Source organism: Brevibacterium sp. BRM-1 (assembly GCF_026802075.1).
GTDB lineage: Bacteria > Actinomycetota > Actinomycetes > Actinomycetales > Brevibacteriaceae > Brevibacterium > Brevibacterium rongguiense.
Genome location: NZ_CP113788.1, coordinates 1,821,846 through 1,839,047 on the forward strand (window position 1 = coordinate 1,821,846; position 17,202 = coordinate 1,839,047).

The following is a 17,202-nucleotide window of genomic DNA, read 5'->3' on the forward strand; positions in this document are numbered from 1 at the left end:
ACGCACACGGCCTGCGCACAGCACGGCGGGAGGGCCCGGGACACTGTCCCGGGCCCTCCCGCCGTTCACCTCACCACCGCGCACTCGGGCTCACACGCACTGCGTCTGCCCGCTGCGCGCACGCGGCCCGTGCTCAGGCGCCGGAGACGGCCCCCGCGAGCATCTTGAGGCTCTCCTCGAGGGCCTCGCGCGGGATGAGCGGGAAGCTCACCTTCTTCGCGGTTGCCGCATCGACCTTCGACCAGTCGTAGGTGAGCGTGACGTCCGTGGAGTCGGGGCCCGTGGAGTCGAGCTCCCACACCCACTCCCACCCCGCGGGCTCCTGGCCGGCGGGCGCGGTCTGCCAGGCGAGGATCTTGTCCTGCCCGAAGCCGGTGACGTGGTTCTCCGTCTTGTAGTCGCCGCCCATGTGGGGGGCGTTCATGTTCATCGTGAACACATCCCCCACCGCCTGGATGCGGTTGGTGCGGTCATCGGAGACGATCTGGCCCGAGCCGTCGAACTCGCGGTGGCGCTCCGGGTTGGAGAGCACGTCGAAGATGTCCTTGGCCGGGGCATCGATGGTGCGGCTGACGCTGATGGACGTGGCCTCTGCCATGTCGGTCCTCCTCATCTGTTCGGTCCCACCGAAACGGTGGTCTCACCGGGTGCGGTGATGCGGCTGCGCGCCTGGCCCCACGCTAGCGCTCGGCCCCGCGGTCTGCATAGGCGCTCGCGAAGTCCACGTACCAGTCGAGCACCTGGGGATCCGCGGCGGTGGCGCGGTTGACGCCTGCGGCGTCGCCGCCCTGGAGCACCCGCTTGATGGGGATCTCGAGCAGCTTGCCGGTGCGGGTCACGGGCACCGCCGGGGCCGCGATGATCTCGTCGGGCACATAGCGCGGCGAGACCTCGGAGCGGATCGCCGCGACGATCGAGCCCCGCAGCTCCTCGTCGACCTCGGCGCCGGGAGCGGGCACGACGAACAGCGGCATGTAGTAGCCGCCGTCGGCCAGCTCCGCGCCGATCACCATCGACGCCTGCACGCCCGGCACCCGGCCCACCACCTGGGTGATGTCCGCCGAGCCCATGCGGATGCCACCGCGGTTGATCGTCGAATCCGAGCGCCCGTGGATGACGTACTGCCCGCCGGGCCGCTTCGTCACCCAGTCCCCGTGGCGCCACACCCCCGGGAACACGTCGAAGTAGGCGCTGCGGTAGCGCTCGCCGTCCGGGTCGTTCCAGAACATGACGGGCATGGACGGCATGGGCCGCGTGACGACGAATTCCCCCACCTCGTCGATGACGGGCCGCCCGTGCGAGTCGAATGCGGCCGCCTCGACACCCAGGTAGGCGCCCTGCAGCTCCCCGCGCACGATCGGGTCGAAGGGGTTCGAGCCGATGAAGCCGGTCGCGATGTCCGTGCCCCCGGAATCCGAGCCGACGTGGATGTCGTCGGCCACCTGCGCATACGCCCACTCCCACGTGGAGTCGGGCAGCGGCGAGCCCGTCGAGAGGATGGAGCGCAGGGCCGAGAGGTTGTGCCGCGCATCCGGGGATAGCCCGGAGCGCTCGATGAGCGTGAGGATCGCGGCCCCTGTGCCGAAGTTCGTCACCCGCTCGCTGCCGCAGATCTCGAACTGCTTGTCCGGGGCGCCGAAGACCGGGGAGCCGTCGTAGACGACGATCGTGGTGCCCGACAGCAGCGAGTTGATGAGCAGGTTCCACACGACCCAGGTCGTCGCGACCGCCGAGTAGTGCCGTCCGCCGGGCACCGTCTCCTGCTGCAGCCGGTTGGCCTTGAGCGATTCGAGCACGATGCCGCCGTGGCCGTGGACGATGCCCTTGGGCTTGCCCGTGGTCCCCGATGAGTAGAGCACCCACAGCGGATGGGAGAACTCGGTCGCCTCGTACTCGGGGGCCTGCGGCACCGCGATGACCTGCGAGTACGCGGTGGGCCGCAGCCGAGGCGCGGGCCCGGAAGCCGCCTGCGCTCCGGTGTGCGCCCCGGCGGTGCGCGCATCGGCGCCCCGTGCCGCGCCGGCCGGCTCACCGGTGGCCGGCGCGTCGAGCACCGCGCCCAGCTGATCGACGAGCAGGTGGGCGGTCACGCTCGGCAGCGCCTCGAGCAGCTGGGCGGACTGGGCGCGCATGTCGATGCGCTTGCCGTTGAACTCGTACCCGTCGACGGTGATGAGGACCTTGGGCTCGATCTGGGCGAAGCGGTCGACGATGCCCGTCACCCCGAAGTCGGGGCCGACCACGGACCACACCGCGCCGATCGAGGCGCAGGCCAGCAGCGCCTCGGCCGCGGCGGGAATGCTCGGCAGCACCGCGCACACGGTGTCGCCGGGGCCCACGCCCTGCGCCCGCAGCCACGCGGCGAGGGCCCCCACGCGGCCCTCGAGCTGCGCCCAGGTGAGCGACTCGCGCGGGCTCGTCTCGTGCAGGCCCACGATGGCCTCGTCGTCCGGGTGGGTGGCCGCGCGGCGCAGGATGTTCTGGGCGTAGTTCACGCGGGCGCCGGGGAACCAGCGGACGTCCGGCATGGTGTCGCCGGTGAGCACGGGGCCATCGCCGCGGGTGCCGATGACATCGAAGTACTCCCAGATGGACTCCCAGAAGTCCTCGAGGTGCTCGAGCGACCAGTCGAGGAGGTCCTGGTAGGACTCGGTGCGCACCCCGCGGGTCTCGCGCAGCCAGCGCTGGTAGGCGCGCAGCTCGCTGGCCTCGACGCGCTCGGGCGAGGGCGTCCAGAGCGTCACGCGCTCGGGGCCGCCATCCGCTCCGGTCTCCCCCGGTGCCCCTGCGGCCGTGTGCTGTGTGCTCATTCCCCTGCCTTTCGACGTGGCTGATTCGCGCTCCCGCGCGGCTGATCCGCTTGCCCCTGGTGGGCCGTCTTCTGCGCGGCCGTCCCCTGTTCGACTGCCCCCTGTTGGGCCGTCTTCTGCGCGGCTTCCCCCTGCGCCGGCTCGTCCCGCACCGGTTCCCCCTGAGCGCGCTCGCCGGCCTCGGCAAGCGTCGCGCCGGCGGCCTCCATCTCCGCCAGTGCGCGCCGCGCGCTCTCCGGGGCGACGCCGGCCACGAGGTCGGTGAGGACGGTGACGTCGAACCCGGCGCGCAGGGCATCGAGCACGGTGGCCCGCACGCAGTAGTCCGTGGCGATCCCGGCCACGTCGAGCGAGGCGGCGCCGCGCTCGCGCAGCCAGTCCGCGAGGCCGGAGCCGTCCGCGGCGGTGCCCTCGAAGCCGGAGTAGGCGGCCTCGTACTCGCCCTTGCGGAAGAGCGCCTCGATGAGCGGGACGGCGGGGCCCAGCTCGGGGCGCAGCTCGGCCCCCGGCGAATCCGCGACGCAGTGGACGGGCCATGAATCGACGAAGTCCGGCTGGGCGGAGAAGTGGTCGCCGGGATCGATGTGCCAGTCGGCGGTGGCGACGATGTGGGCGTACGCCCCGCGGTGGGCGAGCGCGTGCGCGCCGGCCCGCGCGGCGACGCCGATGCCGCCGTCGACGCCCATCGCCCCTCCCTCGCAGAAGTCGTTCTGGATGTCCACGAGCACCAGTGCGTCAGCCATGCTCGGAGTCTAGCGAGCACGCGGGCTTCCGGCCCCCACCGCGGACACGGCCCGCGTAGACTGCCGGCGTGCCGACCGCCCCTCCCCTCACCCTCAGCAGCGCCGCCGGCCGGCGGCTGCTCGCGGCGTGCGTGGCCGGGTCCGGCATGGTCTTCCTCGACGGCACGATCGCCAATGTCGCGCTGCCGCGGATCGGGCAGGACATGCACGCGAGCCTCGCGCAGCTCCAGTGGGTCATCAACGCCTACACGCTCACGCTGGCGGGCCTCATCATCGTGGGCGGCTCGCTGGGCGACCGCCTGGGCCGCAAGCGCGTCTACGTGTGGGGCGTCTGGGCGTTCGCACTCGCCTCGGCCGCCGTGGCCGCCTCCCCCACGGCGGGCCTGCTCATCGCGGCGCGGCTGGTCCAGGGCGTGGCGGCGGCCCTGCTGACCCCCGGCAGCCTGGCGATCCTGCAGTCGAGCTTCGCCCAGGGCGACCGCCTGCGGGCGATCGGGGCGTGGAGCGGCATGCTGGGCGCCGCCACGGCGGCCGGCCCGGTGGTGGGCGGCTTCTTCGTCAGCATCGACTGGCGGCTGGGCTTCCTCATCAACGTCCCGCTGGCCCTCCTCGTGCTGTGGCTGCTGCGCCCGGCGCCGGAGACCCGCGACGAGGGTGCCGCCGGCGGGCTCGACGTGCCCGGGATGCTCCTGGCGCCCACGGCGCTGGCGGGCCTGACCTGGGCGCTGACCGGCTGGGGCGACCCGGCAAGTGTGCCCGGTGGGCGCACCGGGGTGCTCGCCGCCGCCGGGGTGGCTGCGCTCGCGGCCGTGGCCTTCGTCCTCGCGGAGCGCCGCGGCGCCCATCCCATGCTTCCGCTGAGCATCTTCTCCAGCCGTGCGTTCTCCGCGGTCAACCTCGCCACGCTCTTCGTCTACGCCGGCTTCACCGGCGCCGGGCTCTTCCTCACCCTGTTCCTCCAGACGACGGCCGGCTATTCGCCCCTGGCCGCGGGGGCCGCGACCGTGCCCGTCTCCCTCGTCATGCTGGGGCTCTCCGGCTACTTCGGCGGGGTGGCGAACCGCCGCGGCCCGCGCGGTCCCATGGTCGCCGGCATGCTCACGGTGGCGGCTGCGTTCCTCTGGCTGGGATTCGCCCCCTCCCGGCCGGACTACCCCGTCCACCTGCTGCCGCCGCTGCTCCTGCAGGGCCTGGGCATGTCGCTGCTCGTGTCCCCGCTGACCGGGGTCGCGCTGGCCGCGGCGCCGGAGCGCTACTCCGGGATCGCCAGCGGCGTGTCCAACGCCGTCTCGCGCACCGCGGGGCTCATCGCCGTGGCGGCGCTGCCGCTGCTCGTGGGCCTCTCCGGCGCGCTGTACGCGCAGCCGGCCGCCGTCGCGCGCGCGTTCTCCTCGACCATGGCATGGTGCGCCGGGGCGCTGGTCGTGGGCGCGGCCATCACCCTGTGGGGGCTGCGCGGCTACCGTGCGCCCGCCCCCGAGGGGTCCGACGCATGAGCGGCGCACCCGACGGCGGGAGCGGGCCCGCCCGCAGCCCGGTCCCGCCGCTGTGGGCCGTCGTGGCCGGCCGCGTCTTCCTGGCCGGGCTCAAGGCGCCGGTGGCCCTGCTGCTCGTGTGGCTCGCCACCCTGCTGCCGGCGGTGGGCCATCGCGAGCTCTCCGACCTCATCGCGGCCGTGATCGCCTCCGCGCTGCTCGGCGAGTGAGCGGGCGCGCTGGCCGAGCGCCCGGCCCAGCTGCGCGCCGGGCACTCGGCCCCGGGCGGCTGGGCCTACGCGCTGCCCGACGTGCTCCTCCCGCCCGCCGTGGCCGTGGGCGTGGGCTGGCTCATGCTCGGCGGGGTGCCCGCGGGGCTCGCGCTCGGCGCAGCCTGGGCCGTGCCGGCCGCCGCCGAGGCGCTGCTCGGCAGGCAGTGGGAGCGCGGTCCCAGCCGCGCGGAGTTCGCCGAGCGCAGCGACCGGTTCAAGGAGATGACCCGCGAGACCTTCGCCCCGGAGATCGAACGGGCCCGGCCCGAGGCCCGCCGCCGCCTGCGCCGGCGCTGGGAGCGTGAGGAGCGCCGGCGGCGCGGCGAGCGCTGAACCCCGCATCGCCGCACCCCGCGGCGCGCAGTCCCACCGCACCGCGCCCTCCCCGCCCGCATCCGGTGCCGCACCCGACCGGTCCAGCGGTGGCGGGCGGCACCGCGGAGGCTTCCACCGCACACGGCCGGGCACCGGAAGCACATCGCGTCGCCGGAGCCACCGCCGCGGTCCGTGCCCGCGGCTCCCGCGCGGAGTAGATTGAGGGGCACCGAAGCACCGACCCCGGGCAGCGCCGCCCAGCTCAGGAGCACACCATGGTCCAGCACCCCACGCAGGCACACGAGCGCGACCCCGAGCCGAACCGCGCCTCGGCCCCGGTGCCCGCACCGCGCCCCGAGCCGGAACAGCGCCCCGGGCCCCGGCAGCCGGGCGCGGACCTGGGCGCGCTCGCGACCAGGTCCGTCGACCTCGTCCGGCGCTGGCTGCGCCGCTCCGCGGCGGACGCGAGTGCCGCCTCGGCCGCCGCAGACCGCCTGTCCGCCGTGCTCACCGACCCGAGCGGGCTGAACTTCACGGTGGGTTTCGTCGACCGCGTCATCCGCACCGAGGACAGCCGGGCGGCGGCCTCCGCCCTCACGGACATCGCCCACCTGGCCCCAGCGGCCCTGCCCGCCCTCGACCGCGCGCAGATCCGCGCCGGCGCCGCCCTGGCGCCGGTCATCCCGGACGTCGTCGTGCCCCTGGCCCGCGGCCGCCTGCGCCAGATGGTGGGCCACATGGTCGTCGACGCCCGCGACCGGCCGTTCGGCGCCGCCGTCGCGCAGCTCACCGCGGAGGGCCACCGGTTGAACATCAACCTCCTGGGCGAGGCCGTCCTGGGCGAGGACGAGGCCGATCACCACCTCGCCCAGACCCACCGGCTGCTGGCCCGCGATGACGTCGACTACGTCTCCATCAAGGTCTCCTCCGTCGCCTCGCAGCTGTCGCTGTGGGCCTTCGACGACACGGTCGCCTACGTGGTCGAGCGCCTCCTGCCCCTCTACCGGGAGGCCGCGCAGGCCCCGGCGGGCACGAAGTTCATCAACCTCGACATGGAGGAGTACGGCGATCTGGAGCTCACGATCGCCGTGTTCACCGCGCTGCTGGACCGGCCCGAGCTCGCGGGCCTGGAGGCGGGCATCGTCATCCAGGCCTACCTGCCCGACGCACTGGGCGCCGTCCAGCGGCTCTCCGCGTTCGCCGCCCGCCGCGCGGACTCGGGCGGCGCCGGGATCAAGGTGCGGCTCGTCAAGGGCGCCAACCTCGCAGTGGAGCGGGTGCACGCGGAGCTCGCCGACTGGCCGCTGACCACCGAGCCGGACAAGCAGTCGACGGACGCGAACTACCTGCGGGTGCTCGCCTGGCTGCTGCGCCCGGAGCGCATGCGCGGCCTGCGGCTCGGCGTGGCCGGCCACAACCTCTTCGACATCGCGTTCGCCCACCTCCTGGCCGACGAGCGCGGAGTCTCCCAGCGCGTCGAGTTCGAGATGCTCCACGGCATGGCCGCCGAGCACAGCGCCGCGGTCAGCGCCGATGTGGGAGACCTCCTGCTCTACGTGCCCGCCGTGCGCCCACAGGAGTTCGACGTCGCGATCAGCTATCTGGTCCGTCGCCTCGAGGAGAACTCCGCCCCGGAGAACTTCATGTCCGGCATCTTCGAGCTGCGCAACGGCAACGCCGTCTTCCGCAAGGAGGAGGCCGCCTTCCGCGCCTCCGTGGACCAGCTCGCGGACACGCTGCGCGACCAGGGCGAACGGCCGCCCGAGCCCAATCGCACGCAGGACCGCGCCGCGCAGGCCGCGACAGGGCCCCGTCCGCCCGCGCACGGACTCGAGGACTTCCGCAACGAGCCGGACACGGATCCCTCCCTGCCCGCCAACCAGCGCTGGATCTCCGACCTCCTCGGGCAGGCGCTGACCCCGGGCTGGCTGGACTCGCGTCCCGCGCCGGAGCCGCTCGACTCCCCGGAGCAGGCCGCGGCCATGGTGGAGCGTGGTCGGGCCGCTGCGGCGGACTGGCGTGCGCTGGGCGCCCGTGCCCGGGGCGAGGTCCTGCTGCGCGCCGCCGAGGTGTTCGCGGCCCGCCGCGGCGAGTTCCTCCAGACCGTGGCCGCGGAGGTCGGCAAGGCCCCGCTCCAGGCGGATGCCGAGATCTCCGAGGCGATCGACTTCATCCGCTACTACGCCCACCGCGGCCTCGCACTCGAGGACGTCCCCGGGGCACGGTTCGAACCCGATTCGCTCGTGCTCGTCACGCCGCCGTGGAACTTCCCCATCGCGATCCCCACCTGCTCCACCGTCGCGGCCCTCGCGGCGGGGGCGGCCGTCATCCACAAGCCCTCGAGTCCCACGCCGCACGCCTCCGCCCTCATCTGCGCGTGCCTGTGGGAGGCGGGCGTCCCCCGCGAGGTCCTCCAGCTCGCGGCGCCGGTCGAGGGGGAGCTGGGGCGCGCGCTCGTCGCGCACCCGGGAGTGGACCGGGTCGTGCTCACCGGTGCCTCGGAGACCGCGGCCCTGTTCCAGGAGTTCAACCCCGAGCTGCGCGTGAACGCGGAGACCTCCGGCAAGAACGCGCTCATTATCACCCCCGCCGCGGACCGCGACCTGGCGGTGGCCGACCTCGTGGCCAGCGCGTTCGGCCACGCGGGGCAGAAGTGCTCCGCGGCCTCCCTGGCGATCCTCGTGGGCTCGGTGGGCGATTCGCAGCGCTACCGCCGCCAGCTCGTCGATGCCGCCCGCTCCCTCGTCGTCGACTGGCCGCGCAACGGGCGGGCCACGGTGGGCCCGCTGACCGAGCAGCCCTCGGACAAGCTCGAGCGGGCCCTCACGCGCCTGGAGCCGGGCGAGGAGTGGCTGCTCGAGCCCCGCCGGCTCGACGACACGGGCCGGCTGTGGTCGCCGGGGATCCGCACCGGCGTGGCACCGGGCTCGTTCTTCCACCTCACCGAGGCCTTCGGCCCCGTGCTGGGCATCATGCACGCGCAGTCCCTCGAGCAGGCCCTCGAGTGGCAGAACGCCGTGGACTACGGGCTCACGGCGGGCATCCACTCGCTCGACACGGACGAGGTTCGGCAGTGGCTGGACCGCGTCCAGGCGGGCAACGCCTACGTCAACCGCGGCATCACCGGTGCGATCGTCGGCCGCCAGCCGTTCGGCGGTTGGAAGAAGTCCTCCGTCGGGCTGGGTTCGAAGGCCGGCGGCCCGAACTACCTTATGCAGTTCGGCAGCTGGCACGACGCCTCGCTGCCCGGTGCGCCGGGCGGCGCGGGCGCCGAGGCGCGCGGCGGTGGGGACCAGCAGGCTCGCCCCGGTGCTGGTCCGGGCGATGCCGAGGCTGCCGCGGACGCCTGGCTCGCCGCCGCCTACGCCGATGACGAGGGCGCGTGGGCCCACGAGTTCGGGATCGCCCACGACCCGACGGGCCTGCACGCGGAGGCCAACATCTTCCGCTACCTGCCGCGCGCCGTCACGGTGCGGGTGGGCAAGGGCGCCGATGCCCATGCGCTGGCCCGCACCCTCCACGCCGCCGCGACCGTGGGCTCCCGGGTGCTCGTCTCGCTCTCGCCTGCCGCGGCCGAGCGCCCGGAGATCGCCCGCCGGGTCGACGAGGCCGCGGTGCGCGCGGAGACGGCGGACGCACGGACCTTCGCTGCGGCGGTGGCCCGCGGGGACCTCGACGACACGGTGGGGGCGCGGATCCGCGTGCTCGGCGACCTCGAGCCGGAGCTCCGGACCGCCGCGGCCCAGCGCCCGGAGGTCGCGGTCCTCGACGACGCGGTCACCGGCTCCGGGCGGGTCGAGCAGCGCTACTTCGTCCAGGAGCAGGCGGTGTCGATGACGCTGCACCGCTTCGGCAACCCCAGCCGGGAGTTCCGCGCGCTCGCGGACAGCCTGCGCGGCGACGCTGACCGCGATTAGGCTCGGCCCATGGACGACACGACGGAGACCACCGCGATCGCCACCGTGCAGATCGACACGACGCGCGTGCGCGTGACCGAGTGGCGGTTCCCGCCCGGCACGCAGACGGGCATGCACACCCACGAGCTGCCCTACGTCGTCGTACCCACCAGCACGGGCACGCTCCACGTGGACACGCCGCACGGGACGGGGGAGAACATCCTCGTGCCCGGCGCGTCCTACACGCGCCCGGTGGGCAGCACGCACAACGTGCGCAACGCCTCGGACGCGGAGTGCTCATTCGTCGAGGTGGAGATCAAGCCCGCGCCGGCCTGACGGCCCGCCGGACCGGGCGGGCACGGAAACGGGGCAAGGAGGACACGGAGCGCGTGCATCACAGCATTGCCCGTCCTCCGAGAACACGCGCGTGACCAGGGGGGACATCACAATTCGAGTGCTGTTCACCTGCTCGCGCCCAGCGCTCCACACTTCCTGAGCGCTTCCTGAATACGCTGGCAGTCCACCGATCCCCAGCCCCGAGGAAGCCATGATCCCCCAGACCACAGCCCGGGCCCTCGCGGCGGCGGGGACGGCCGCCGGCCTCATCGCCGCCCCGTGCCTCGCCCCGGCAGCACTCGCCGGCCCCGTGGCGCAGGGCGCCGCCCAGATCTCCGAAATCGCCTACGCGGGAGACGACAGCACCGACTTCATCGAGCTCGCGGCCCCCGCCGGCACGGACCTCTCCGGGTGGCAGGTGGGCTCCGTCTCCCGCGGCGGGAGCGTGCAGGCACCGGCGTACACCACCACGCTGCCGGCCGGCACCGCGGTGGGCCCCTCGGGAGCCCTGGCCGTGCGGGTGCCCGTGAGCAACACGGTCAAGGAGGGCTCGGCCGCCGATGGTGCCTACGGCCCATCCGCGTTCGCCATCGATGCGACCGGAGCCCTCGTCGACTTCGAGCAGGTGGGCGGCAGCACCGGCGGGCGCGGCATCACCGCCTCCGGTGGGTCGCAGACCCCACAGGCGCTGCGCGGACGCCATGCCCAGCCCACCGGCGCGGCTGCCGGGCCAGGAGCGTCGATCGCCCGCACCGCCGCCGCCTGGGCCGCGGGGGCGCCCACCCCCGATGCGGTGGCGGATGCACCCGCCCCCGAGCCCACGGCCACGGGCACGGGCACCTCAGCACCCACCCCGGCGCCCACCTCGGCGACCCCGGTCGCCCCCACCGCCATCGCGGACATCCAGGGCACCGGCGACACCAGCCCCATGGCCGGGCAGACGGTCACGGCCCGCGGCGTCGTCACCGCCTCCTACCCCACCGGCGGGCTCAGTGGCTACTACATCCAGACCCCGGGCAGCGGCGGGGATGCTCACGGGGCGAACGGCCCCTCGGACGGGATCTTCGTCTACTCGCGCGAGGCCGCGACGATCGGCCGGTACGTCGAGGTCACGGGCACCGTGGGCGAGCACTACGGCCAGACGCAGATCGCCGCGGCCGGCGCCGCCACACCCCTGGCCGAGGCCGCCACAGCACCCAAGCCGGTCGGGGCCGCGTTCCCGGAGGATCCCGCCCAGCGCGAGGCGCTCGAGGGCATGCTCGTCCAGCCGGGCGGCGACATCACCGTGACGGACAACTACGCGACCAACCAGTACGGCGAGGTGGGCCTTGCCAACGGCGGCCAGACGCTGCGCCAGGCCACCGATGCGGCGCGGCCGGGATCCGCCGAGGCCAAGCGGCTCGAGGCCGACAACGCGCGGCGGTCCTACCTCTTGGACGACGGCGGCACCGCGAACTTCCTCTCGGCCGCCAAGGACACGCCGGTGCCCTACCTGTCCGCGAACGCGCCGGTGCGGGTGGGCGCGAAGGCGACCTTCACCCGGCCCGTCGTCGTGGGCTACGACCACGACGCCTGGCGCCTCCAGCCCCTGCGCTACCTGGGCGATGCGCAGGCCGGCGACGCGCAGCCCGCGAAGTTCTCCGACACCCGCGAGCAGGCGCCCAAGCAGGTCGGCGGCGATGCCTCGATCGCGAGCTTCAACGTGCTCAACTACTTCCCCACCACCGGCGACCAGCGCACCGGCTGCACGTACTACAAGGACCGCGCCGGCACCCCCCTCACCGTCAAGGACGGCTGCGATGTGCGCGGGGCGGCGAACGCCCAGAGCTTCGCGCGCCAGCAGAACAAGATCGTCGCGGCGATCAACCGCATCGACACCTCCGTGCTCTCACTCGAGGAGATCGAGGACTCCTCGAAGCTCGGCAAGGACCGCGACTGGGCGCTGGCCGCCCTCGTCACGGCCCTCAACGACGCCGCGGGCGGCCGGAAGTGGGACTACGTGAGGTCGCCGGCCGCGCTGCCGAAGAACGGCACGGATGCCATCCGCACCGCGTTCATCTACCAGCCGGCCGAAGTCGAACCCCGCGGCGAGTCGACGCTGCTCGACGATGAGGCCTTCCACAACGCCCGCGCACCGCTGGCCCAGGAGTTCGCACCGGTCGTCCCCGCCGCCCGCACCGCCCGGGGCACCGGCACGGAGGCCGCGCAGGCCTTCGTCGCCATCGTCAACCACATGAAGTCGAAGGGCTCGGGCACCGGGACCGGCAACGACGACGCGGGCGACGGCCAGGGCAAGTCGAACGCGGACCGCGTGAAGCAGGCGAACGCGATCGTGAAATTCGCAGCTCAGCGCCAGCAGGCCGCCGGCACCGATCGCGCCTTCCTGCTGGGCGACCTCAACTCCTACACGGAGGAGGACCCCATGCAGGTCTTCTACAAGGCCGGCTACACGGACATCGGCAAGGAGAAGACCACGGAGGACACCTACCTGTTCGGGGGCCGGACCGGCAGCCTCGACCACGTGCTCGCGACCCGGGCGATGCTGTCCCGAGTGACCGGGGCCGACGTGTGGAACATCAACTCGGTCGAGTCCGTGGGGCTCGAATACAGCCGCTACAACACGAATGCGCGCAGCCTCTACGCGCCGGGGCCGTTCCGCTCCTCGGACCATGATCCGCTCGTCGTGGGCTTCACAGCCGCGCCGGCGCCTGCCACCACCGCGCCGCACCCGACCTCCGGTGCCTCGGATTCCGCCTCCGCGCCCCCGAGCGCGCCGGCTCCCGCGCCGAGCACGACGGGTGCGCCGACGGCCCCGGACCCGAGCACCGCTGCGCCCTCCCGGCCCGGGCCGAGTGCCTCGACTGCCCCGGCACCGGAGCCGACGCGCGGCCCGGGCGCCCCGGGCGACGACGGCGGCGGTGACGACACCGGCAGCGGTGACGGAGACGGCGGCCGCCTGCCGCGCACCGGTGCCGGGCTGGGCGCCCTGGCGGCCGGCCTCGCCCTCGTGAGCGCCGGGGCTCTGCTCGTGGGCGCCGCACGCCGGCGCCGGTGAGCCCGGGGAGACTGAGGCGACCAGGGAGACCGGGGAGACCGGGGGCTGCGGCGGTGTGCGCCGCCGCGGCCCAGGTCACCGTGCTCACCGCCTGGCGGACTGCGCGCACCGCGTGCGCCCGGTGCTCGAAATCCTGTCAAATACGGCTCTCACCAGCCCCGATGCGACCGCTCCCGTACCGCGCCCGGCACCGCTGGCCGCCCATTCGCTAAGCTTCTGCCGCAGTGCCCGGCCGCCGCGTGCCCCCGCGGGTCCGGCGGCCGGGCCGGACCCGGCCCGCGCCTCGGCGACTCCGCAGGGAGCCGCCGCGGCGCCGGCCCGAAACCACAACCGAATGATGCAGGTGATGTGAAGATGAACGATTCGGCTTCACCCTCCGAACCCGGTGCGCCCACGGGCGCCCCCGGACAGCCCGGAGGCTCGGAAGGCTCGCACCCGGCGCAGAACTCGGCCTCGGAGAAGCCGCGCAAGGCGGGCGCCAAGGGCTTCGCCCTGCCGCGGCGCCGCCTCGAGTTCGATGATGTCACCGTCGTCGAGGACTCGATGCTCAAGCGCGCCATCGGCGGCACGGTCGTCGGCAACCTCATGGAGTGGTACGACGTCGGCGTCTACGGCTACCTGGCCGTCGTCATCGGCAAGATGTTCCTCCCCGACGCCAGCCCCACCGCGCAGAACCTGTTCTCCCTGGGCGTCTTCGCGACGACGTTCATCGCCCGCCCGCTGGGCGGGATCGTGCTCGGCCAGCTGGGCGACCGGCTGGGCCGGCAGAAGATCCTCGCGTTCACGCTCCTCATGATGGCCACGGCCACGTTCCTCATCGGCGTCCTGCCCGATGCCACCGTGATCGGCTGGGTGGCGCCCATCGCGCTCATCGTCCTCAAGCTCGTCCAGGGCTTCTCCACGGGCGGCGAGTACGCCGGCGCCACCACGTTCATCACCGAGTACGCCCCGGACAAGCGGCGCGGCTTCTTCGCCTCCCTGCTGGACATGGGCTCGTACTTCGGGTTCGCGATCGGCGCGGCGTTCGTCTCCGTCCTCCAGCTCACGCTCTCCGAGGACTTCATCGAGGGCTTCGGCTGGCGCATCCCGTTCCTCGTCGCCCTGCCGCTGGGCGCGATCGCCCTGTGGTTCCGCCTGAAGATCGAGGACTCCCCCACCTTCCAGGCCGCCCAGGACGAGCAGCACGAGGCCGAGGACGCCGCGGCCCACGACGCCGAGGCCCCCAAGGGGCTGGGCAGCCTGCTGCGCACCTACTGGCGCGAGCTGCTCGTCGCGTTCATCCTCGTGGCCGCCGCGAACACCCTGGGCTACGCGCTCACCAGCTACATGCCCACCTACCTCACATCGACGCTGGGCTACGACGCGGTGCACGGCAACCTGCTCACGCTGCCCGTGCTCGTCGTCATGTCCGCCTGCATCCCGCTCGTGGGCATGCTCTCGGACCGGATCGGGCGCAAGAAGGTCCTCTTCATCGCCTCGATCTCCGGCATGGTGCTGTCCATCCCCGCGTTCCTGCTCATGATGCACGGGGCCGTGTGGTCCACGCTCATGGGCCTGGCGCTGCTGGCGGTGCCGGTGGCGTTCTTCGTGGCGAACCTCGCCTCGTCGCTGCCCGCGCTCTTCCCCACGGCCTCGCGCTACGGCGGCATGGGCATCTCCTACAACCTGGCCGTCGCCCTGTTCGCCGGCACCGCCCCGTTCTACATGGAGGCGCTCGTCGCCATCACAGGCTCCCCACTGGCCCCCGGCGTCTGGGTGGTGCTCACCTCCGCCGCCGGGCTCATCGCCACGGTCTTCCTGCGCGAGTCCGCCGGCCGCCCGCTGCCCGGGGCGATGCCCTCCGTCATGACCGACGAGGAGGCCCACGAGCTCGTCGCCGGCCAGGACGAGAACCCGGACCTCGACTCGTCCGACCTCTTCGGCGACGAGGCGAAGGTCGAGGGCCCCCTGCACCCGGACGACCACGCCGATGAGCAGCGCCGACGCCGCGAGGAGGGCGGCGCCCCCGGCGACAAGCCCATGGCACCCGCCTGATCGCCGGCCGGCACCGCCGCCGCTGACACGGCCCGGGCCTCGGAAGCGGTTCGCAACCGCTGCCGAGGCGCGGGCCGTGTCCGTCCCGCCCGCTAGGGTGGGCACGTGACCACGACCGCCGCCTCCGTCCTCGACACCGTCTTCGGCTACGACTCGTTCCGCGGGGAGCAGGCCCAGATCATCGACCAGGTGGTCTCCGGCGGCGACGCGGTGGTGCTCATGCCCACCGGCGGCGGCAAGTCGCTGTGCTATCAGATCCCGGCCCTTGTGCGGCCGGGCACGGGCATCGTCGTCTCCCCGCTCATCGCGCTCATGCAGGACCAGGTCGATGCGCTGGCCAACCTCGGGGTGCGCGCGGCGTTCCTCAACTCCACGCTCGCGCCGGAGGACGCCCAGGCCGTCGAGCGCGCGCTGCTCGACGGCGAGCTCGACCTGCTCTACCTGGCCCCGGAGCGCCTCACCCAGCAGCGCACCCTCGACCTGCTGGCGCGCGCGGACCTGGCCCTGTTCGCCATCGACGAGGCCCACTGCGTCTCCCAGTGGGGCCACGACTTCCGCCCGGACTACATGCGGCTCTCGGTGCTCCACGAGCGCTTCCCCGCCGTCCCGCGGATCGCGCTCACGGCCACCGCCACCCCGGAGACCCACCGCGAGATCACCCAGCGGCTGGCCCTGGACGGGGCGCGCCACTTCGTCTCGAGCTTCGACCGGCCGAACATCCAGTACCGGATCGTGGAGAAGAACCAGGCGCGCGCCCAGCTCATCTCGTTCATCCGCGCGGAGCACCCGCACGATGCCGGCATCGTCTACTGCCTCTCGCGCAAGTCCGTCGAGCAGACGGCCGAGGCGCTGCGCGCCCAGGGATTCGACGCGCTGGCCTACCACGCGGGGCTCACGGAGGCCGAGCGCGAGGAGCGCCAGTCCCGCTTCCTCCGCGAGGACGGGGTCGTCATGGTCGCGACGATCGCGTTCGGCATGGGCATCGACAAGCCGGACGTGCGCTTCGTCGCCCACGTGGACCTGCCCAAGTCGGTCGAGGGCTACTACCAGGAGACGGGCAGGGCCGGGCGCGACGGCCAGCCCTCCACCGCGTGGATGGCCTACGGGCTGGGCGACGTCGTCCAGCTGCGCCGCATGATCGACCAGTCAGACGGGGCCGAGGCGTACAAGCGCTCGCAGCGCGCGCACCTCGACGCCATGCTGGCGCTGTGCGAGACGCTCGACTGCCGGCGGGTGCAGATCCTCGCCTACTTCGGACAGGAATCGGGGCCGTGCGGCAACTGCGACAACTGCCTCGAGCCGCCCACGGGCTGGGACGCCACGGTGGAGGTCCAGAAGCTGCTCTCGACGATCATCCGGCTCGAGCGCGAGCGCGACCAGCGCTTCGGCGCGGGCCAGGTGATCTCCGTGCTGCGCGGCCAGGACAACGAGCGCTCACGCCAGTCCGACCACGCCTCGCTGAGCGTGTGGGGCATCGGCGCCGAGCTCTCCGAGGCCGAGTGGCGCGGCGTGCTGCGCCAGGTGATGGCGCGCGGCCTCGTGGCCCCCGTCGGGGAGTACGGCGTGCTCGCCGTCCCGGAGGCGGCCGGCCTGGTGCTGCGCGGCGAGGAGCGGGTCACGCTGCGCCGCACCTCGGCGCGGGCGGGCCGGGTAGCCCAGACGAAGGCGGGCGCGAAGTCCGCGGCGGCGGACCTGAGCGCGGAGCAGGCGCAGGTGTTCGAGGCGCTGCGCGCGTGGCGCGCCGGCCAGGCCAAGGAGCAGGGCGTGCCCGCCTACGTCGTCTTCGGGGATGCGACGCTGGCCGCGCTCGCCCAGCAGCGGCCCACCAGTCTGGGCGGCCTGCGCCAGATCAGCGGCGTGGGCGAGAAGAAGCTCGAGCAGTACGGCCAGGCACTCCTCGAGGTGCTGACCGCGGCACAGCAGGAGGCGTGAGCGTGGACGCCGCGGACCGGCAGCTCGCCGAGGACCTCGTCGAGGCGCTCCAGCCGGCCGCCGCGCGCTGGCGGGCCATGTTCGGCGGCGCGTGCTTCTACCTCGACGACAAGCCCACCGGGCTCATCAACGACGGCGCCGTGTTCGTCAAGGACACCCCCGCCGCAGCCGAGGCCCTGCACGGCTGGGCGCGCCTGGCCCCGGCGTACCCGGGGGCGAAGGACTCCTGGCGGCTGCCCGCGGCGGCCATCGCCCACGAGCCCGAGCGGGTGCGCGCCGCGGTGCTCGCGGCCGCCGCGCAGCTGCCCGCGCCCAGGCCCCGCCGGCGCTGAGG

12 protein-coding genes are annotated in these 17,202 nt (G+C 73.8%); 9 read left to right on the forward strand and 3 right to left on the reverse strand.

What is annotated here, in order from left to right:
• Positions 1-133 precede the first annotated feature (133 nt).
• The 3 genes from BRM1_RS08000 to BRM1_RS08010 all read right to left on the reverse strand — a co-directional run bounded on the left by BRM1_RS08000 (position 134) and on the right by BRM1_RS08010 (position 3,553).
• Entirely contained in the window at positions 134-598 is a 465-nt protein-coding gene (locus tag BRM1_RS08000; RefSeq protein WP_268525046.1) for an SRPBCC family protein, read from the reverse strand.
• A gap of 82 nt (positions 599-680) precedes the next feature.
• Positions 681-2,810: an acetoacetate--CoA ligase gene (locus tag BRM1_RS08005; protein WP_268525047.1), complete on the reverse strand. Its 2,130-nt coding sequence runs from the start codon at positions 2,808-2,810 to the stop codon at positions 681-683.
• A complete protein-coding gene (locus tag BRM1_RS08010) occupies positions 2,807-3,553 on the reverse strand; it encodes an isochorismatase family protein (protein WP_326956654.1) in 747 nt (248 codons plus the stop codon). Before BRM1_RS08010 ends, BRM1_RS08005 begins: the two co-directional genes overlap by 4 nt.
• A 68-nt stretch (positions 3,554-3,621) precedes the next feature.
• Here BRM1_RS08010 and BRM1_RS08015 point away from each other — a divergent pair, with 68 nt between their 5' ends.
• The 9 genes from BRM1_RS08015 to BRM1_RS08055 all read left to right on the forward strand — a co-directional run bounded on the left by BRM1_RS08015 (position 3,622) and on the right by BRM1_RS08055 (position 17,200).
• Positions 3,622-5,049: an MFS transporter gene (locus BRM1_RS08015; protein WP_268525048.1), complete on the forward strand. Its 1,428-nt coding sequence runs from the start codon at positions 3,622-3,624 to the stop codon at positions 5,047-5,049.
• A complete protein-coding gene (locus BRM1_RS08020) occupies positions 5,046-5,258 on the forward strand; it encodes a hypothetical protein (protein WP_268525049.1) in 213 nt (70 codons plus the stop codon). Before BRM1_RS08015 ends, BRM1_RS08020 begins: the two co-directional genes overlap by 4 nt.
• An 81-nt stretch (positions 5,259-5,339) precedes the next feature.
• Positions 5,340-5,633, forward strand: a complete 294-nt coding sequence (locus BRM1_RS08025; protein WP_268525050.1) for a hypothetical protein — start codon at positions 5,340-5,342, stop codon at positions 5,631-5,633.
• A gap of 257 nt (positions 5,634-5,890) precedes the next feature.
• Positions 5,891-9,532 carry a proline dehydrogenase family protein gene (locus BRM1_RS08030; RefSeq protein ID WP_268525051.1) on the forward strand — a complete coding sequence of 1,214 codons (3,642 nt, stop codon included), beginning with the start codon at positions 5,891-5,893 and terminating at the stop codon, positions 9,530-9,532.
• Positions 9,533-9,541: 9 nt separating this feature from the next.
• The gene (locus BRM1_RS08035) at positions 9,542-9,847 is read left to right on the forward strand and encodes a cupin domain-containing protein (protein ID WP_268525052.1); all 306 of its coding nucleotides are present in this window, start codon (positions 9,542-9,544) and stop codon (positions 9,845-9,847) included.
• Positions 9,848-10,058: 211 nt separating this feature from the next.
• A complete protein-coding gene (locus BRM1_RS08040; RefSeq protein ID WP_268525053.1) occupies positions 10,059-12,902 on the forward strand; it encodes an ExeM/NucH family extracellular endonuclease in 2,844 nt (947 codons plus the stop codon).
• 354 nt (positions 12,903-13,256) lie between these two features.
• Positions 13,257-14,936, forward strand: coding sequence for an MFS transporter (locus BRM1_RS08045; RefSeq protein WP_268529783.1), 1,680 nt, complete (start codon positions 13,257-13,259; stop codon positions 14,934-14,936).
• A gap of 105 nt (positions 14,937-15,041) precedes the next feature.
• Positions 15,042-16,868 (forward strand): DNA helicase RecQ, encoded by a 1,827-nt coding sequence (gene recQ, locus BRM1_RS08050; protein ID WP_268525054.1) that lies wholly within the window; start codon positions 15,042-15,044, stop codon positions 16,866-16,868.
• On the forward strand, positions 16,865-17,200 hold the full coding sequence (locus BRM1_RS08055; RefSeq protein WP_268525056.1) for a TfoX/Sxy family protein: 336 nt from the start codon (positions 16,865-16,867) through the stop codon (positions 17,198-17,200). Before recQ ends, BRM1_RS08055 begins: the two co-directional genes overlap by 4 nt.
• Positions 17,201-17,202: the final 2 nt, after the last annotated feature.

What these genes read in the sequence shown, in the direction of transcription:
- BRM1_RS08000 (WP_268525046.1), bottom strand. Translation starts at nt 598, where the DNA reads ATGGCAGAGGCCACGTCCATCAGCGTCAGCCGCACCATCGATGCCCCG.
- BRM1_RS08005 (WP_268525047.1), bottom strand. Translation starts at nt 2,810, where the DNA reads ATGAGCACACAGCACACGGCCGCAGGGGCACCGGGGGAGACCGGAGCG.
- BRM1_RS08010 (WP_326956654.1), bottom strand. Translation starts at nt 3,553, where the DNA reads ATGGCTGACGCACTGGTGCTCGTGGACATCCAGAACGACTTCTGCGAG.
- BRM1_RS08020 (WP_268525049.1), top strand. Translation starts at nt 5,046, where the DNA reads ATGAGCGGCGCACCCGACGGCGGGAGCGGGCCCGCCCGCAGCCCGGTC.
- BRM1_RS08030 (WP_268525051.1), top strand. Translation starts at nt 5,891, where the DNA reads ATGGTCCAGCACCCCACGCAGGCACACGAGCGCGACCCCGAGCCGAAC.
- BRM1_RS08035 (WP_268525052.1), top strand. Translation starts at nt 9,542, where the DNA reads ATGGACGACACGACGGAGACCACCGCGATCGCCACCGTGCAGATCGAC.
- BRM1_RS08040 (WP_268525053.1), top strand. Translation starts at nt 10,059, where the DNA reads ATGATCCCCCAGACCACAGCCCGGGCCCTCGCGGCGGCGGGGACGGCC.
- BRM1_RS08045 (WP_268529783.1), top strand. Translation starts at nt 13,257, where the DNA reads ATGAACGATTCGGCTTCACCCTCCGAACCCGGTGCGCCCACGGGCGCC.